Source organism: Streptomyces sp. NPDC093568 (assembly GCF_044764945.1).
Taxonomy (GTDB): domain Bacteria; phylum Actinomycetota; class Actinomycetes; order Streptomycetales; family Streptomycetaceae; genus Streptomyces.
Genome location: NZ_JBIWJD010000004.1, coordinates 21,041 through 38,217, shown reverse-complemented (window position 1 = coordinate 38,217; position 17,177 = coordinate 21,041). Strand labels below are relative to the sequence as shown.

General features: G+C 71.5%; 13 protein-coding genes. 2 read left to right on the top strand and 11 right to left on the bottom strand.

Annotated elements, in window-relative coordinates; genetic code table 11:
* Positions 1–260 precede the first annotated feature (260 nt).
* Together ACIRD7_RS17635 and ACIRD7_RS17630 are read left to right on the top strand one after the other, a co-directional pair.
* On the top strand, positions 261–1,808 hold the full coding sequence (locus ACIRD7_RS17635; RefSeq protein ID WP_403453936.1) for an alpha/beta hydrolase: 1,548 nt from the start codon (positions 261–263) through the stop codon (positions 1,806–1,808).
* 160 nt (positions 1,809–1,968) lie between these two features.
* A complete protein-coding gene (locus ACIRD7_RS17630; RefSeq protein WP_403453934.1) occupies positions 1,969–3,519 on the top strand; it encodes an alpha/beta hydrolase in 1,551 nt (516 codons plus the stop codon).
* A 143-nt stretch (positions 3,520–3,662) separates the two neighbouring features.
* Here the strand turns inward: ACIRD7_RS17630 and moeZ are convergent, their stop codons facing one another.
* The 11 genes from moeZ to ACIRD7_RS17575 all read right to left on the bottom strand — a co-directional run bounded on the left by moeZ (position 3,663) and on the right by ACIRD7_RS17575 (position 17,131).
* Positions 3,663–4,841 (bottom strand): adenylyltransferase/sulfurtransferase MoeZ, encoded by a 1,179-nt coding sequence (moeZ, locus tag ACIRD7_RS17625; RefSeq protein WP_403453932.1) that lies wholly within the window; start codon positions 4,839–4,841, stop codon positions 3,663–3,665.
* A gap of 63 nt (positions 4,842–4,904) precedes the next feature.
* On the bottom strand, positions 4,905–5,684 hold the full coding sequence (locus ACIRD7_RS17620; protein WP_403453930.1) for a spherulation-specific family 4 protein: 780 nt from the start codon (positions 5,682–5,684) through the stop codon (positions 4,905–4,907).
* A complete protein-coding gene (locus ACIRD7_RS17615; RefSeq protein WP_403453928.1) occupies positions 5,672–6,691 on the bottom strand; it encodes an NAD-dependent epimerase/dehydratase in 1,020 nt (339 codons plus the stop codon). The genes ACIRD7_RS17620 and ACIRD7_RS17615 overlap by 13 nt, the downstream gene beginning before the upstream one ends.
* A gap of 331 nt (positions 6,692–7,022) precedes the next feature.
* Positions 7,023–8,300: a hypothetical protein gene (locus ACIRD7_RS17610; protein WP_403453926.1), complete on the bottom strand. Its 1,278-nt coding sequence runs from the start codon at positions 8,298–8,300 to the stop codon at positions 7,023–7,025.
* Entirely contained in the window at positions 8,297–10,057 is a 1,761-nt protein-coding gene (locus ACIRD7_RS17605; protein WP_403453924.1) for a DUF3492 domain-containing protein, read from the bottom strand. Before ACIRD7_RS17605 ends, ACIRD7_RS17610 begins: the two co-directional genes overlap by 4 nt.
* Before the next feature lie 222 nt (positions 10,058–10,279).
* Positions 10,280–11,872 carry a dipeptide ABC transporter ATP-binding protein gene (locus ACIRD7_RS17600; RefSeq protein ID WP_403453921.1) on the bottom strand — a complete coding sequence of 531 codons (1,593 nt, stop codon included), beginning with the start codon at positions 11,870–11,872 and terminating at the stop codon, positions 10,280–10,282.
* Complete coding sequence (locus ACIRD7_RS17595; protein ID WP_403453918.1) at positions 11,869–12,858, bottom strand: ABC transporter permease; 990 nt, start codon at positions 12,856–12,858, stop codon at positions 11,869–11,871. Before ACIRD7_RS17595 ends, ACIRD7_RS17600 begins: the two co-directional genes overlap by 4 nt.
* Positions 12,855–13,844, bottom strand: coding sequence for an ABC transporter permease (locus ACIRD7_RS17590; protein ID WP_403453916.1), 990 nt, complete (start codon positions 13,842–13,844; stop codon positions 12,855–12,857). Before ACIRD7_RS17590 ends, ACIRD7_RS17595 begins: the two co-directional genes overlap by 4 nt.
* Before the next feature lie 4 nt (positions 13,845–13,848).
* The gene (locus tag ACIRD7_RS17585) at positions 13,849–15,567 is read right to left on the bottom strand and encodes an ABC transporter substrate-binding protein (protein ID WP_403453914.1); all 1,719 of its coding nucleotides are present in this window, start codon (positions 15,565–15,567) and stop codon (positions 13,849–13,851) included.
* 197 nt (positions 15,568–15,764) lie between these two features.
* Positions 15,765–15,857, bottom strand: a complete 93-nt coding sequence (locus ACIRD7_RS17580; RefSeq protein ID WP_393516614.1) for an Ms4533A family Cys-rich leader peptide — start codon at positions 15,855–15,857, stop codon at positions 15,765–15,767.
* A gap of 56 nt (positions 15,858–15,913) precedes the next feature.
* The gene (locus ACIRD7_RS17575) at positions 15,914–17,131 is read right to left on the bottom strand and encodes a DUF3152 domain-containing protein (protein WP_403453912.1); all 1,218 of its coding nucleotides are present in this window, start codon (positions 17,129–17,131) and stop codon (positions 15,914–15,916) included.
* Positions 17,132–17,177 lie beyond the last annotated feature (46 nt).

Sequence of the window (17,177 nt, the reverse complement as noted above, 5' to 3'; positions counted from 1 at the left end):
CACCGGCAGCCGACGACGTCACAGGCGTGCCGTCCCGTCGTGCAGGCGTGCCCTCCCGTCGTACGGGCGTGTTGTCCCGCCGTAAGAGAAACCAGGCGCGTAGGAGAAACCAGGCGGCGTAGGAGAAACAGGCGGCCTTGTCGCACGACAAGCAGGGCGCCGTACGTTGTAAGGGCACGCAAGTGAGGGGCACCGAGGCCCCGTACCTCGTACGGACCGTGTCCCGAGCGCCCCACCACGTACGACCGCAGGATGGGACCATGCCGATGCCTCCACGGACGCGCGCAGCTGCCCTGACCGCCATCGCCCTGCTGCTGCCCTGTCTGCTGGTGGGGTGCAGCGACGACGACTCCGGTGACGAGGACCTGACGGCCCAGGAACTGAACTGGAAGGACTGCCCGGACCCCTCCCAGGCGCAGGGCGGCCAGGGCAGCCCGTCCCCGCTGCCGGGCAACGGCACCTGGCAGTGCGCCACCATGAAGGCACCGCTCGACTGGGACGACCCCAAGGGCGACACGATCGGCATCGAGCTGATACGGGTGAAGGCGAGCGGCCCGGAGAGCCGGCGCATCGGCTCGCTGATCTACAACTTCGGTGGGCCCGGCGGTTCGGGCGTCACCGCGCTGCCCGCCTTCGGCGACGGGTACGAGAAGCTGCGCACCCGCTACGACCTGGTGAGCTTCGACCCGCGCGGGGTGGGCCGCAGCGAACCCGTGCTGTGCGAGAACGACCAGCAGCTCGACGCCTACTTCCAGCAGGACTCCACACCGGACGACGCGGCCGAGCGGACGGAACTGGTGGACGGCACCACGGAGTTCAACGCGGCCTGCGAGAAGAACTCCAAGGAGATGCTGCCTCACGTGGCGACCACCGACGCGGCCCGCGACATGGACCTGATGCGCCAGGTCCTCGGCGACGACAAGCTGCACTACTTCGGCATCTCCTACGGCACCGAACTCGGCGGCGTCTACGCCCATCTGTTCCCCAGGAACGTGGGCCGTGCCGTCTTCGACGCTGTGGTCGACCCGACGCAGAACTCCGAGCAGGGAGCGCTCGGGCAGGCGAAGGGATTCCAGCTCGCGCTCGACAACTTCGCCGCCGACTGCACCTCCAAGGTCGAGGACTGCCCGATCGGCGACACCGCCCAGGACGTGAAGGACCGCATCGCGAAACTGCTGAAGGACCTCGACAGCAAGCCGATCGAGGGGATCTTCCCGCGCGAGCTGACCCAGTCGGGCGCGACGAACGGCATCGCGCAGGCGCTGTACTCGAAGGATTACTGGCCCTTCCTCACCCAGGGCCTGGAGGAGGCCTACGACGGCAACGGCAGGATCCTCATGCTGCTGTCCGACTCGATGAACGGGCGCAGCGAGAACGGCGAGTACAGCAACATCCACGCCGCCAACATCTCGATCAACTGCGCCGACGACAAGGCTCGGTACACACCCGAGTACGTGGAGCGGAAGCTGCCCGAGTTCCGGTCCGCCTCGAACCTGTTCGGCGAGTTCCTCGCCTGGTCCATGCTCAGTTGCGCCGACTGGGCCGTGGCCGGCGCCGCCGACCATCCCGACGTCGGCGCGCCCGGCTCGGCGCCGATCCTCGTCGTGGGCAACACGGGCGACCCGGCCACACCGTACGAAGGCGCGCGGAGGATGGCGCGGGCGCTGGGCAAGGGGGTCGGCGTCGAGCTGACGTACAAGGGGCAGGGGCACGGCGCGTACGACAGCAAGAACAGGTGCGTGCAGGACGCGGTGAACGGCTATCTGCTGGACGGGAAGGTGCCGGCGGCGGGCACGGTGTGCTCCTGAACCCGGCTTGGGGAGGTATGAATCTCAACTCGGCTCGGGGAGGTATGAATCCGCAGGTCAGAGAGTTATCCACAGGCTGCCACGGCTGTTTCGTGATCCGCCTACTATGGCCAGACCGCCTTCCTCGGCACAGCGTGGAGGGCCAGCGAGGGGGAGCGAGATGACGCGATTCGTACAGTGGTCGGCCGTGGCGGCCGCCGCCGCGCTGCTGGCGTCGGGCTGCAGTGGCGGCTCGTCGGACGGCACGGCGACCGGTGGCCGGCCGAGCGGCACGGACTCGTCGGCGGCCGCCGCCGGCCCGACGAAGCCACTGCCGTCCTCGCTGACCTCGCAGAAGCTCGACTGGGGACCCTGCGAAGGGGCGGAGGACTCCCCCGCGCCGGGCGAGGAGTGGCAGTGCGCCACGCTCAAGGCGCCGCTGGACTGGGGGAAGCCAGGCGGCTCGACGATCGACCTGGCGCTGATCCGCACCAAGGCCACGGGCGACGACCGCATCGGCTCGCTCCTGTTCAACTTCGGCGGCCCCGGCAGCTCCGGCGTGTCCACGATGCCGTGGTACGCCACCGGCGCGGCCGCACTGGGCAAGCGGTACGACCTGGTGAGCTGGGACCCTCGCGGGGTGGGCGCCAGTGAAGGGGTGCGCTGCCGCGGCGACAAGGAGATCCAGGCGTCCGAGTCCGTGGACATCACGCCGGACACCCCGGCCGAGGAGACGGCGTACTTCCGGGACGCGGCCGCCTTCGGCCAGGGCTGCCACAAGGCGGACGGCACGCTGATGGCGCATGTGTCGACCACCGACACCGCCCGCGACATGGACCTGCTGCGCCAGGTCCTCGGCGACCGGAAGATGCACTACTTCGGCATCTCCTACGGCACCGAACTCGGCGGTGTCTACGCCCACTTGTTCCCGAAGACCGTGGGGCGCGTCATCCTGGACGCGGTCGTCGACCCCACCGCCGACTCGGCAGGGCACGCCGAGAACCAGGCCAGGGGCTTCCAGCGCGCGCTGAACAACTACCTGGAGTCCACCGGCCAGGGAGCCGAAGAGGGCACGCGCAAGGTCGTGGACCTGCTGAAGCGGATCGACGCGAAGCCACTGCCCACGTCGTCCGACCGCAAGCTCACGGAGACACTCGCGCTCACCGGCCTGATCAGGCCGCTCTACAGCGAGGCGAGCTGGCCGACCCTGACCGGCGCCCTGGCGGCGGCCGAGCGGGGAGACGGCTCGGAGCTGCTGGCGCTCGCCGACGAGTACAACGACCGCGACTCATCCGGGCACTACGGCACGGGAAGCCACTCGCAACGGGTCATATCGTGCCTGGACGACAAGCAGCGGCCGACGGTCGAGGAGACGAGGAAGCTGCTGCCGCGGTTCGAGAAGGTCTCGCCCGTGTTCGGCCCCATGCTCGGCTGGGACACGGCCGGCTGGTGCCACGACTGGCCGGTGGCCGGGCAGTTCGACACCCCGGAGGTCAGTGCGCCGGGTGCGGCACCGATCCTGCTCGTCGGCAACACCGGCGATCCGGCGACGCCCTACGAGGGCACCCGGAGGATGGCCGACGAACTGGGCAAGCACGTCGGCGTGGTGCTCACGTGGAAGGGCGAGGGCCACTCCGCGTACGGGAAGGGGAGCGACTGCGTCGACTCCACGGTGAACGCGTATCTGCTGGAGGGGACGGTGCCGAAGGACGGCAAGGTCTGCGCCTCCTAGCCGGGGGCCTGGCCGGGGCCTTGATCGGGGCCTTGGCCGGGGCCCTGGCCAGAGCCCTGGCCGGGGCGAGTGAAAGGGGCCCGGCACCTGTGGTGCGGGGCCCCTTCCGGAAAGGCGAGCGCCGGGTGGACCGGCCGGTGCGGCTAGTAGACCGGCTTGTCCGGCTCGATCTGGTTGACCCAGCCGATCACGCCGCCGCCGACGTGCACGGCGTCGGAGAAGCCCGCGGACTTCAGGACCGCGAGGACTTCCGCACTGCGGACACCCGTCTTGCAGTGCAAGACGATCTTCTTGTCCTGCGGGAGGTTCTCCAGGGCGGTGCCCATGAGGAACTCGTTCTTCGGGATCAGCCGGGCGCCGGGGATCGAGACGATCTCGTACTCGTTGATCTCGCGGACGTCGATGATGTCGATGTTCTCGCCGTCGTCGATCCACTCCTTGAGCTGCTTCGGAGTGATCGTCGAGCCGGCGGCCGCCTCCTGGGCCTCCTCGGAGACGACGCCGCAGAAGGCCTCGTAGTCGATGAGCTCGGTGACGGTCGGGTTCTCGCCGCACACCGCGCAGTTCGGGTCCTTGCGGACCTTGACCTGGCGGTACTGCATCTCCAGGGCGTCGTAGATCATCAGGCGGCCGACCAGCGGCTCACCGATGCCCGCGAGCAGCTTGATGGCCTCGTTGACCTGGATGGAGCCGATGGACGCGCACAGCACGCCCAGCACGCCGCCCTCGGCGCAGGAGGGGACCATGCCCGGCGGCGGGGGCTCCGGGTACAGGCAGCGGTAGCAGGGACCGTGCTCGGACCAGAAGACGGACGCCTGGCCGTCGAAGCGGTAGATCGAGCCCCACACGTACGGCTTGTTCAGCAGCACGCAGGCGTCGTTGACCAGGTAGCGGGTCGCGAAGTTGTCGGTGCCGTCGACGATCAGGTCGTACTGGCTGAAGATGTCCATCACGTTGTCGGCCTCGAGCCGCTCCTCGTGAAGGATCACGTTCACGTACGGGTTGATGCCCTTGACGCTGTCGCGGGCGGACTCGGCCTTGGAGCGGCCGATGTCGGACTGGCTGTGGATGATCTGGCGCTGGAGGTTCGACTCGTCGACCTCGTCGAACTCCACGATGCCGAGCGTGCCCACGCCCGCGGCGGCCAGATACATCAGAGCCGGCGAGCCCAGGCCGCCGGCGCCCACACAGAGCACCTTGGCGTTCTTCAGCCGCTTCTGCCCGTCCATCCCGACATCGGGGATGATCAGGTGGCGGGAGTACCTGCGAACCTCGTCTACGGTGAGCTCGGCGGCCGGCTCGACCAGGGGTGGCAGCGACACGGGGACTCCGTTGGTCGGTCGATCACTACGGTTGTTCTCTCCGTAACAGTGCCATGGCCTTTTTCATTCCGAGACACCTGTTCCGATCCGCGAGACGATTTCGTCCCAGTAGCCGGGCATGGTCTCCCAGGGGTCGGCTCGGCCACCGCGGTCCGTGTGGTCGGTGAACCAGATCGTCGCCGCCCCCTGCCAGCGGGCGATGCGCAGTGCCTCGTCGAGGTGGCCGCCGGGCACTCCGTGGACGAAGTGGCAGAAGCGGTCGGGCGGATAGTCGGCCGTCCACTCCGCGACCTGCGACCAGCGGTAGTCGCTCCAGGAGCCGGAGAAGGTGACGAGCTGGTCGCCGCACTCGACGTACCCGGGGTGCGGATGGGTGCCGTGGCCCAGGACTATGTGGGCCTTGTCACGCAGTCCCCGGAGGACGGTGACGGTGCGCTGGACCTCGGGCAGTGCCGTGCCGTCGGTCGGGCAGCGGTCCAGGAGGAAGCCGTCGACCCGGTACCAGTCGAGGTAGCGGTGTGCCTTGGAGACGAGTTCGCCGAAGACGCGGGCGCCGTGGGGCGTGCCGAGGTGGACCCGGTCGAGGCGGGCCGCGTCGAGGGTGCCGAGGACACGGACGCCGGCGTTGCTGAGTCTGCCGGCGGCTTCGAGGCAGTGCGGGTCGGGGCGGGTGCCGGGGCCGTCGGCGACGTTGAGGACGACCCAGTGCACAGGGGTGCCCGGGCGGGTGAGTTCGCCCCATTCGCTGGGGGCGAGGAGGGGGTGGGCATAGCCGGGGACGCCGAGGCCCGTGCGCAGGGCGGTGCTCGCCTTGGTGGACGTGGCGCCGGTCAGATACGGCATGCCGCCTCCATCCAGATGTCGCCCAGCGACTCCTCGAGGTTGATGCGGGGGCGCCAGCCGAGCCGGTCGCGCGCGGTGCGCACGTCGGCCTGCTGCCAGCTGCCGCAGCCGTCCGGATATGCGACGGGAGCGGTGTGGGCCGCATGGGTCGCGTGGACCGCGTGGGCCGACGCGTGGACGGAGTGCGTCGCGTGGACCGCGTGGTCGGACTCGGTGCGCGGGTGGCCGATGGAGGGCCGCAACGGGCCGGGCGGGCCGTCGAGTTCGTGCAGGGCGCCGCCGTAGCCGGCCACGCGGGCGAGGACGGCGGCGGCGTCGCGCAGGCGGACCGCGCGGCCGGAGCCGATGTTGATGACCCCCTGCGCCGCGGAGAGCGAGGCGGCGTGCACGGCGCGGGCCACGTCACGGACGTCGACGAAGTCGCGTTGGGCGCCGAGACCGGTGAGTTTGAGCTCGCCGTCGCCCGACTGCATCGCGCGGCGCATGGCCTCGGCGAGGCGGCCGAGCGGGGAGCCGGCAGGGGTGCCCGGACCCGCGGGTGAGAACACGCGGAGGACCACGGCGTCCAGGCCGGAGCCCAGGACCAGTTCCGTGGCGGCGAGTTTGCTGACGCCGTAGGGACCGCCGGGGCGGGGTACGGCGTCCTCGGCCGTGGAGGAACCGGGCTGGCTCGGACCGTACTCGGCGCCGCAGCCGATCTGGACGAGGCGGGCGCCGCAGCCGCTGCGGCGCAGGGCCTCGCAGACGGTGGCCACGGCCACGGTGTTGTGGCGGGTGAGTTCGCGGGCACCGCCCCTGGTGGCGCCGGCACAGTTGATGACCACGCCGGGGTGGACCGCGTCGAGGAAGCGGGTGAGGGCACCGGGGCTGCCGGACGCGAGGTCGAAGCGGACGTCGGCGTCGTCGCCGCGGCCCAGTGCGGTGAGTTGGACCGCGGGGTCGGCCAGCAGGCGGTCGGCTACGAAGCGGCCCAGGTAGCCGTTGGCTCCGATCAGCAGGACTCTCATCGGGCGGCTCCCGTTGCCGAGGGGTGATCGGGTCGGGAGGTGATCATTTGCGGGTCTCCTTCGGGGGCTCCAAGTAGGAGGGTTTCGGTAGGTCCATGGGGGGCTGAGGTGCGTGCCTTTGCCTTGGGGTGCCTGCACGGATGAGGGGTGGGGGTGCGCGCGGTTGCCTGCGGCGGCGGTGCGGGTGAGGTGGGGGCGCGTGCGGTGCGTGCGGTGGCGTCGCGGATCGGCGCCGCACCGCCGGGTGTCCCCCTGCCGCCGTACGCGATGGAGGGGCGGCGCGGATGCTGCCCCCTCAGCTCTCCCCTCACCTGTGCCCTCACCTCTCCCCTCACCACTGCTGGTCCTGGGGTGTGTGGGCCGACGCCCGCGTCAGCGTGCGCATCGCGTGCAGCAGGAGCGTCAAGGTGCCCGCGCCGCAGGCGAGGGTGGGGATGGCCGCCGGTCCCCCCGCGTCGATCAGGGCCTGGACGGGAGTCGCCAGCCAGGCGCAGCCGGGGAGGCGGGCGGCGAAGAGGGTCGTCAGGGCCGTTGCCTCCGCCGACACCGCGGCCGTGAGGACCAGGGCGGGGGCGTGGGTGAAGCCGTGGGCGGTGAGGAGGCGGGCGAGGAGCAGGAGCGCGCCAAGGGCGAGCGTCTGGGGGTAGGCGGCGGGCTCGTCGAGCACGGTGGCGGTCAGGGCGAGCAGGGCCGTCAGGGCGGCCAGGTAGAGGGCGAGGGTGCCCAGGAGGAGGGGCTTGGCGCTGCTGGCGAAGTCCTTCAGGGCCCGGCTGGCCGAGAGCCTGTGGCGGGCCCGTACGGCCAGGAGGTGGGCGCACCAGGCCGCCGGAGCGCAGGAGAGGGCGAGGGCCAGGACCGGGGCGACGGCGAGGGGCCAGGGGCCCGTGGGGTCGCCGGAGGGGTGGGAGTCGGGGCCTCCGGTGAGGGCGGCCCGCAGCAGGCCGTCGCCGAGGAGTGCGTAAGCGATGAGCCAGCAGATCCGGGTGGCGGTCGGGCGGGTGGTGGGCTTGGTCGCGAGGGGGCCGCGGGCCAGGGCCGCGCGCAGGGCGAGCGTCACGGCGAGGACTCCGGCGGCGGCCACGATCAGACGGGACCGGCCGTGGGTGAGGTGCAGGCCGGCCACCGCCGCCGCGCAGAGCGCTCCGGGGAGGAGCGTCAGCACGATCCAGCCGGCTCGCGCCGGAAGAGGGAGGAAGGGTGGGGCGGCGGCGGGGGGTGTCTCGCCGTCCCGGGGTGTCCGGGCGTACATCTCCTCGGCGAGGGAGAAGACGTCCCGGTGGAGGAAGCGGGCCGCGGTGCGGTCGGTGACGCCGTGGGCTTCCAGGCCGGCCGCGATCTCCAAGGGGTCCACCGCGCGTTCGCACAGCTCACGGTGGCGGTGCATGAGGGCCTTCACGGGGTCGGCGCCCGTTCGGCGGGGGGAGCTCGGCCGGGAGCCGGGTCTGGGGGCCGCGCTCGGCGCCTCGGCGGGTCCGGAGGGAGGAGTGCCGGCCGGGGCGGCCGTCCCGTTCCCTTCCCTCACGTCGGCGACCCACTCCCCCGACCGCTCGTCCCACGCCCCGGCGCCGGTCGGGGCTTCAGGGCGGTCCAGGCCTCCCACGCCGTTCATCGGGCCCCCTCGGTCGCGGGGAACGGGGTGGCCCGTACCGGTGCTCCCGGGGTTCGGGGCGGGCCGCCGCGGGCGACCAGGCGGGTCGTGCGGTCGGTCCAGCGGCCGGGGACGTGGGCCTCGGCGGGGACGGCGAAGGGCAGGGGGTCTCCGGACTCGTCGAGGACGACTCGGCGGACCGGGGTGCGTGAGACGATCTCCAGGTAAATGCCGTGAAATGCCGCGACGTTCTGCTCGACGGCGAAGAGTTCGAGCGCCCGCGCGCGTGCTGCCGCACCCAGGCGCGCACGGCGCTCGTCGTCCCGCAGCAGCGCCACGCACGCTTCCGCGAGCGCCCGCGGATTGCGCGGCGGCACGACGAGCCCGGTGCCGCCGATGACCTCCACCACCGCGCCGACGTCGGTGGACACCGTCGCGCGCCCGCAGAACATGGCCTCGACCAGGCCGATGGGGAAGCCTTCGACGACGCTGGACAGCACGGTCACGGCGCCCGAGGCGTACGCGTCGGCCAGGGTCGGGACGTCCGGGGCGCCGATCTCCTCGAAGGAGACCGGGTTGTCACCGACCCGGTGCGGACCCTCCGCCTCGTCGGGGAAGAGCTGGGCGGCCAACGCCCTGCAGTGGCCGAGATAGGCCTCGCCCTCGGGGCCGCAGGGAGCGCCGACGATGCGCAGACGGCTCTTCGGCTCCTCCTTGCGGACGTCGGCGAAGGCGTGCAGCAACGACACCAGGTCCTTGGTGGGTTCGACGCGGCCGACCCAGACCAGCGTGTCCGGATCCGCGCACTCCGGGCCCTCGCCGACCTCGGCGAAGCGGACGGCGTCCATGCCGGGGTAGACCGTGCGGAGCTTCTCGCGGTCGGCGCCGCAGCGCTCCTGCCAGCGACGGGTGTGGCCGTTGCCCGCGGTGACGAGGGCGGCGCGCGCGTAGGCCTCGGCGGCGAGCCTGCCGTGGAAGGCGGCGAGCAGGGCGCGTACGGCGGGCGAGGATTCGGCGCCGGCCAGGTAGTGCGTGCGCAGCCGGACGCCGTACTCGGTCAGCAGCAGCGGTACGTCGCAGAAGTGGTGGGCGAGCAGGGCGGGCAGGGCCGCGGGGCCGCCGGAGGTCGCGTGGCACAGGTCGGCCGCGCCCAGACCGTCGTCCTCGTACCAGTCGAGCGACAGGGGGCGCAGGGCCTGTTCGAGCTGGGCCGCCACGGTCAGCAGATCGGGTACGCGCGCCTCACGCGCCGTCCGCAGGGCGCCGGGCGCCCGGCAGGCGCGCTCCAGGGCGCGCACGGCGTTCTCGGAGCGGAGCGCTCCCACCAAACCGCCCTCGTCACGGGCGAGTTCGGCGAGCCCGTACAGCGCGCTGGCGAAACGGTCCGCCTCAGTGGCCGACGCCCCCTCGGCACCTTCGGACCCTTCCCGGGCGCCTCCGGCACAGAGCACCGCCGCCAACTCGCCGTAGTGCTCGGCGAACCGCCGGCGCGCGCGACGCCCGTACCCCCACCCGTCGCCCACCCCCGCCCTTCTGACGAAGCCCTTCGGGCCACCCCTCCAGATGTCGTCCTCGGCCGTCCACAGCGACGCCGTGCGCACCCGGCTGACCTGCGGCGGCAAGGGGACCCAGCCCTCGTCCTCCTGGCGCTCGCTGCGGCTGAGCGCGTAGATGTCGAACTCGTGCTGTCCCAGCCCGCGCACGAGCCGGTCGCACCAAAGCCTGGCGTCTCCGCTCACATACGGATAGCCGCCCTCCGCAATCAGTCCGATGCGCACGAGTACACCCCCGATCTCCCGTAAGGGGAGCCGCCGTTGCCCCGGCGGCTCGCAGCGGGACGAACGTATGCGGACAAGGCGGTGGCGCGACGGACGGTTGTCCATCGCGCCACCAAAAGGGGTGAACGGTCGTAACTTTCCCGTGCGGGTCGCGTTCCGTCGCGCTAGGAGATCAAACGCGCACGGATCGTCACACCTGAACTGCCGGAACGGACGGGACGGTCACACGGAGGCCAACTCCCGCCGCGCGGCCCGCCGCTGGGCCGCGATCCGCGGGTCGAGCGCCGGGACGGCGGCCAGGAGCTGCTTGGTGTACGGGTCCTGCGGGTTGTCGTACACCTCGTCGGCGGGCCCGGACTCGACTATCCGCCCGCCGCGCATCACCGCGACCCGGTCACTGACCTGGCGCACGACGGCCAGGTCGTGCGCGACGAAGACCAGGGCGAGGCCGAGTTCCCGCTGCAACTCGCCCAGCAGGGCGACGACCTGGGCCTGGGTGGTGACGTCGAGCGCGGAGACTGGTTCGTCACAGACGATGACGCGCGGGTCGGCGGCGAGCGCCCGCGCGATGCCGACGCGCTGGCGCTGGCCGCCGCTGAACTCGTGCGGATAGCGGTCGTAGTGCGCCGCTTCGAGCCCCACGCGCTCCAGCAGTTCCCGCACCCGCCCCCGGATGCGCCCCTCGTCGGTCTCGCCGCGTGCGCGGAGCGGGTCGGCGATCGACTCGCCCACGGTCCGGCGGGGGTTGAGGGAGGAGACGGGGTCCTGGAAGACCATCTGCACGGCGGGACGCACGCCCACGCGCCCGTGCCCGTCGTACCGGATCTCCCCCGCCGTGGGCTCCAGGAGGCCGACCAGCATGCGCCCGAGCGTCGTCTTGCCGCTGCCGCTCTCGCCGACGACACCGAGGGTCTCGCCCCGGTGGATCGTGAGCGACACGTCGTCCACGGCCGCGAAGGCCCGTTTGCCGCGCCCGAACTCCCGCCTGAGGCCCGTCGCCTCCAGGACGACCTCCTCGGACACCTTCGCGGGCGGGCGCGACGCGTCCACGCGCGGGACGGCGGCGAGCAGCTCCTGGGTGTACGCCTGCGAGGGCGCCCCGAGGACGGTGTCGACGCGGCCGTGCTCGACCGCCTTGCCGTGCCGCATGACCAGCACCTCGTCGACGCTCTCGGCGGCGACCCCGACGTCGTGCGTGACGAGGAGGAGGCCCATGCCGGTCTCCTCGCGCAGCGTGTGCAGCAGGTCGAGGATCTGCGCCTGGACGGTCACGTCGAGCGCGGTCGTCGGCTCGTCGGCGATCAGCAGGCCGGGCTCGCAGGCCAGCGCCATGGCGATGAGGGCGCGTTGGCGCATGCCGCCGCTGAACTCGTGCGGCCGCGCACGCGATCGCCGTACCGCGTCCGGAATGCCGACCCGGTCCAGCACCTGAACGGCACGCGCGCGTGCCGCTCGTCGCGAGGCACGCGTGTGGACGCGGTACACCTCGGCGATCTGGTCCCCGACGGCGTGGTAGGGATCCAGGGACGACAGCGGGTCCTGGAACACCATCGCGGCCTTTCCGCCGCGCAGCCGCCGCAGTTCGTCGTCGGACGCCTTCTGCACGTCGACGCCGGCGACGTCGATCGAGCCGCCGACCTTCGCGCCCGTGCCGTGGTGCAGCCCGAGCAGGGCGGAGGCGACCGTGGACTTGCCGGAGCCGGACTCGCCGACGAGCGCGAGGGCGGCGCCGGGCTCCAGCCGGAAGGAGAGCCCGTCGACGGCCCGCAGCGATCCGAACTCGACCGTGAGGTCGGTGACATCCACGAGGCTCATGCCAGTACCACCCGTCGGTCGGCCACCGCGTACAGCACGTCCGCGACGGCGTTGGCGACGACCACGAAGAAGCCGATGACCAGGACCATGCCGACGACGACCGGGAGGTCGACGACATTGACGGCGTGGACCAGTTCCTGTCCGATGCCGGGCAGGCCGAAGAGCGTCTCGGTGAGCACCGCCCCGCCGACCGCGCTGCCGAAGTTGTTGGCGTTCAGGGCGATGACCGGCGCGAGGGCCCCGCGCAGCGCGTGCCGCCCGATGACCGACCGCTCGCCGACGCCGTAGGCCCGGAAGGTGCGGATGTGGTCCTCGGCCAGCGTCTCCAGCATCGCCGCCCGCGTCAGCCGGGCGAACGCGGCGGCCTCGATCAGGGCGAGCGAGAGCCAGGGCAGCAGCAGGTTCCACGCCCACTGCTCGGGGTCGTCGGTGAAGTCGACGTACTGCGGGAACGGCAGCAGTTGCAGCTGCCCGCAGACGACGATCATCAGGACCAGGCCGATGACGAAGACCGGGGTCGCGACGCCCGCGAGCGTGACGCCGGTCAGCAGCCGCTCGGTGAGACGGCCGCGCCGCCATGCGGACAGCACGCCGGTGCCGACCCCGAGGATCAGCCACACCACCATCGCGCCGAACACGAGCGACAGGCTGACCGGCAGCTTCGCGAGGATCAGCTCGGTGACCTGCTGGTCGCTCTGGTACGACAGCCCGAGGCAGGGTGCCGAGCAGTGCTGGACCGAGGTGCCCGTCGAGTAGTCCTGGCCGGCGACCAGGCCCTGGAGGAAGTCCCAGTAGCGCGCGTACAGCGGGTCGTCGAGGTGGAGTTGCTCGGCGACCTGCTGCACCTGGGCGGGCGAGCAGCGCGGGCCGCAGGTGATCTGGGCGACGTTGCCGGGGGTGACGTAGAAGACGACGTAGACGATCACCGAGATGGCGAACAGGGTGACGACGGCGCCCAGCACGCGCCGCACGAGGAAGCCGCTCATGCCTTGGCCTCCCTCTTGCGGCCGGTGCCGACGCGCAGCCGGGACGCCGCGCGAGGGTCGAGCGCCGTGCGCACGCCGTCGCCGAGGACGGTCAGGGCGAGGACGGTCACGAAGAGCGCGCCGGCGGGCAGCAGCAGGTACTGCGGGGCGGCCTGGTACCAGACGTCGGCCGCGGTGAGCATCTGTCCCCAGGACGGGGTCGGGGGCTTCACGCCGACGCCCAGGAAGGACAGGGCGGCCTCGACCGTGATGTTGGTCGGGACGAGCAGCGCCGCATAGGTGATGACCGGCGCGGCGATGCCCGGCAGCAGCTCACGGCGGGCGATCCGCCAGGTGCCCCAGCCGCTGAGCCGGGCGGCGGCGACGTAGTCGAGCCCCTTGAGGGTGAGCGTCTGGGCGCGCACGATCTTCGCGATGTTGCCCCACGCGATCAGCCCGATGACGAGGGCCACCAGCACCGGCCGCGGAAAGCTCGACGGCACGATCGCGAGCAGCGCAAGCGCCATGATCATCAGCGGCAGCGCCACGATGACGTCGGTGAACCGGCTCAGCACCTGGTCGACCCAGCGGCTGCCGAGCGCCGACGCGACGCCCACGACGACGCCGATGGTGACCTGCACGACGGTCGCGGCGAGCGCGACCCCGAGGGAGACCCGGGCGCCGTACACGAGCCGGGCGAACAGGTCGCGCCCGGTCTGTGGTTCGACGCCGAGCCAGTGGTCCCCGCTGATCCCGCCGAAGGAGCCGATGGGCACTCCGCCGCGCGCGGAGTCCACCAGCGAGGGGTGATAGGTAGTCGGGTCCTGGCCCTCGATCGCGGTGAGCAGCGGCGCGGCGAGCGCGACCAGGACGAGCAGCGCGACGACGGCCGCCGCGACGAGGGCGGCGCGCTGCGTCCGCAGCCGCCGCCAGAACTGACGGGCCCCCGAGGCTCCCGGGGCGACAGACACCCCGGGAGCCTCGACGGCGAGAACTGCCTCGCTCACGGCGCTACTTCACCGCGACCTGGGAGATGTCCAGGACACCGGTCCAGTCGCTGATCACGACGTTCTTGATGTCCTTGCCGAACAGCCGCTTGTAGACGGGGTGGAACAGCGGCACGGTCAGCGCCTGCTCGCCGATCTTCTTGTCCAGCGCGCCCCACCGCTCGGCGGCGGCGTCGAGGTCCGTCAACTTGTTGATCGCGTCGATCTCGGCGTTGACGGACTTGTCGTCGAGGAGGCCGGTGTTGAAGTTCGCGCCGTCCTTGACGATCTGCCGGCCGTCGAAGATCGGGGCGAGGAAGGGACCGCCGGAGGGCCAGTCGGCACCCCAGTGGGCGAGGAAGAACCCGGGCTCGGTCTTCACGTTGTGGATCTTGTCGGAGTAGTCGTTCTCCTCCAGGCCCTGGAGCTTGACCGTGATGCCGGCCTTCTTCAGGGCGTCCTGGATCGCGGTCGCGATCTCGGGGCTGGTCTCGAAGTCCTTGGCGTTGGAGTGGGTCAGGGTGACGGTCAGCCCGTCGGCGTGACCGGCCTCCTTCAGCAGTTCCTTCGCCTTGACCGGATCACCGGTCTTGCCCGCCGGGAAGTGGTCGTACGGCGTGTAGCCGAAGGACTTCTGGTTCGGCAGGAAGGTGGTGGCGGGCTCGGCCAGCGCGGAGCCACCCGCGGCGTTGACCACGGAGGACCGGTCGAGGGCGTACGAGATCGCCTGGCGCACCTTGGCGTTGTCGAACGGCTTGATCGTCGGGTTGAACGCGATGTAGTTGGTGTAACCGAAGTGCCCGGTACCGACGCGGGCCGCGAGCTCCTTGTCGCCGCTCACCTTGGCCAGCTCGGCCGGCCCGAGGTTGGTGTCCGTGGTGACCGCCGCGGCGTCCGCGCCCTGGGACGCGGAGAGCCGCTGGTTGATCACGGAGGAGTCGAGCCCGGACCGTACGTCGACCTTGTCGGGGTAGGCCTTGCGCTCGGCGTCCGTCGCGGCGGACCAGTACGTGTTGCGCTCCAGGACGAGCCGCTCACCGTCGTTCTCGTTGCTCACGACCTTGTACGGCCCCGAGGAGACCGGGTGCTGCTCGTACTTGGTGCCGGTGTCCTTGTCCTTCGGGACGGGCGTGAACTGCGTCTGGGTGGCGAGGTACGGGAACTCGCCCTCGGGCTTGTTCAGGTGGAAGACGATGGTCCGCGCGTCCGGCGTCTCGATCGCCGACAGGCCCTTCTTGTCCTTGTACGGCCCCTGGTAGTCGGCGGCGCCGACCAGCCAGTCCCTCAGGTACGGGGCGCCACCGGACAGTTCGGGGGCGAAGGAGCGCTCGATGCCGTACTTGATGTCGGCCGAGGTGATCGGCTTGCCGTCCTCGTACTTCAGACCCTCCTTGAGGGTGTACGTCCACACGGTGGCGTCCTTGTTCGGGCGCCCGGTGTCGGTGGCCAGGTCGGGGACGACCTCGGCGCCGGCCTCGCCGTCCTCCCGGTTGCGGGTGGTGAGGGTACGGAAGACGAGGGAAGGGACGTTGCCGCCGCCCGAGGTGTACAGACGGGCGGGATCGAAGTCCTGCTGGGGGTTGGAGTTCAGGACCGTGAGCGTGCCGCCCTTGTGGGGCGTGGAGTCGCCGCCGGCGCTCTTGGCATCGTTGTCCTCAGGCCCGCAGGCGGCGGCGCCCGCTGCCACGACCAGGCTGACGGTTGCCGCGGCCACGCGGCGCGCTATGACGGACGGTTGACGCATCGGAGACGACCTCTCGGATTGGTGGATCCCGCCGCGCATATCGAATGGCGAGACAGAGTGACGCGGAGTGAGACGAGGATGAGCAGACGTCTGCCCCGGCGCCGGGTCGTCGGACACCCGCGACGGCATCACGGGACCACGGGGTCACATGAGCGCGGGCGTAAAGGAGATCGAGACGCGAACGCCGAGGGCGAGCGTCAGCGACAGTGAATGTCGGCCACGCAGAGCGCGGTCACGCCGATGAGCGCCAGCTCGATGGCGGCGCGAGAGGAGGCGTGACGGGACGACATGTGCAGAAATATGGACGATCTCGCTGCACATGTCAATGTGACATGAGAGTCACCCGTCAACTACCGGGAAACGCCCAGGCGTTGGGCCGGCAGTGGATCCCGTTGTGGTCCAGGAACTTGGTCTGCTGCTGCATGACCGGGGCGAGCTCGCCGTCCTTGTCGCAGGTGACATGGCCGAAGCCGAGCCGGTGGCCGACCTCGTGGTTGATCAGCATCTGACGGTATTCGTGGATCTTGTCGCCGTACGTCTCCGACCCCTGCGCCCATCTGTAGGCGTTGATCATCACGCGTTCGGTGGCGGCGGAGTCGCACGAGACGTTGTCGACGGTGGTGTCCAGACCGGACTTGGCGCACCAGTCGGCCGTGGTCCCGGGGCTGGCCAGCGTGATCACGAAGTCGGGCTTGCCGGTGTAGATGCGCTCGAAGGTACGGGCGCCGTTGTGCGCCCAGCTCCGGTCGTCGTTCAGCGTCTTCTGCACGGCCTGCGCGAACAGCTCGCCGTCCAGCCCGAGCCCCTTCTCCACGTCCACCCGATAGGTGAACTTCTGCCCCTTGCCGGGCGCCTTGTCGATCCCCTGGACCGCGTCGAACTTCCCCGAGCCCTTCAGGGTGGCGCTCAGCGGGTACGTCACGCCCATCTTCTGGTCGTACGTCAGCGGCACCGCGCCCTTCCCACCGGACGGCGTCGGCTGCCCGTCCCCGTCCCCGTCCGTGGCCGAGTCCCGGGCGTCCGGGCCCTGATCGGTGGCGGACTGCGACTGTACGTCGTTGTCGTCCCGGCCCTCGGCGACCTGCCCGGCGACGACGACGGCCAGCACGGTGACGACGGCGGCGGCGGCGATACCGGTGAAGGTCCGCCCCTTGCCGCCCTGCGCCGCCACGGGCTCACCGGTCGGCGGGGCGTCCTCGTCGTACGGGTCGGTGGCGACGCCGGGCTTGGTGTCCCAGTCGGTGACGGAGGCGTACGGGTCGGCGGCGTGCGCGGCCTCGGACGTACGGGGCGCGAAGACGTCGACGTCCTCGTCGAAGGCGTCGACGAAGTCCTGCCGGGGCCCTTCGGACCGCGGCGCCCGGCGCTGGCGCGGCAGCGGAACGCCGGTCGCCGGCGGAGCACCGGCCGCCCCGTACGCGACACCGGCCCGCCCTCTCAACTCACCCCAGCCGCCACCGGGTTCACGCTGCTCGGGGTGACTGCTGCGGGCCTGGGGGGAGCCGTGGGCGGGGGTGCCGTCGGGCTGCCGCGGGAAACCATGCGCGGGGGTGCCACCGGGCACTCGCGGGACGCCCTGCGCGGGAGTCCCGTCGGGAAACCTCGGAAAG

What these genes read in the sequence shown, in the direction of transcription:
- ACIRD7_RS17635 (WP_403453936.1), top strand. Translation starts at nt 261, where the DNA reads ATGCCGATGCCTCCACGGACGCGCGCAGCTGCCCTGACCGCCATCGCC.
- ACIRD7_RS17630 (WP_403453934.1), top strand. Translation starts at nt 1,969, where the DNA reads ATGACGCGATTCGTACAGTGGTCGGCCGTGGCGGCCGCCGCCGCGCTG.
- ACIRD7_RS17620 (WP_403453930.1), bottom strand. Translation starts at nt 5,684, where the DNA reads ATGCCGTATCTGACCGGCGCCACGTCCACCAAGGCGAGCACCGCCCTG.
- ACIRD7_RS17615 (WP_403453928.1), bottom strand. Translation starts at nt 6,691, where the DNA reads ATGAGAGTCCTGCTGATCGGAGCCAACGGCTACCTGGGCCGCTTCGTA.
- ACIRD7_RS17610 (WP_403453926.1), bottom strand. Translation starts at nt 8,300, where the DNA reads ATGAACGGCGTGGGAGGCCTGGACCGCCCTGAAGCCCCGACCGGCGCC.
- ACIRD7_RS17600 (WP_403453921.1), bottom strand. Translation starts at nt 11,872, where the DNA reads ATGAGCCTCGTGGATGTCACCGACCTCACGGTCGAGTTCGGATCGCTG.
- ACIRD7_RS17595 (WP_403453918.1), bottom strand. Translation starts at nt 12,858, where the DNA reads ATGAGCGGCTTCCTCGTGCGGCGCGTGCTGGGCGCCGTCGTCACCCTG.
- ACIRD7_RS17585 (WP_403453914.1), bottom strand. Translation starts at nt 15,567, where the DNA reads ATGCGTCAACCGTCCGTCATAGCGCGCCGCGTGGCCGCGGCAACCGTC.
- ACIRD7_RS17580 (WP_393516614.1), bottom strand. Translation starts at nt 15,857, where the DNA reads ATGTCGTCCCGTCACGCCTCCTCTCGCGCCGCCATCGAGCTGGCGCTC.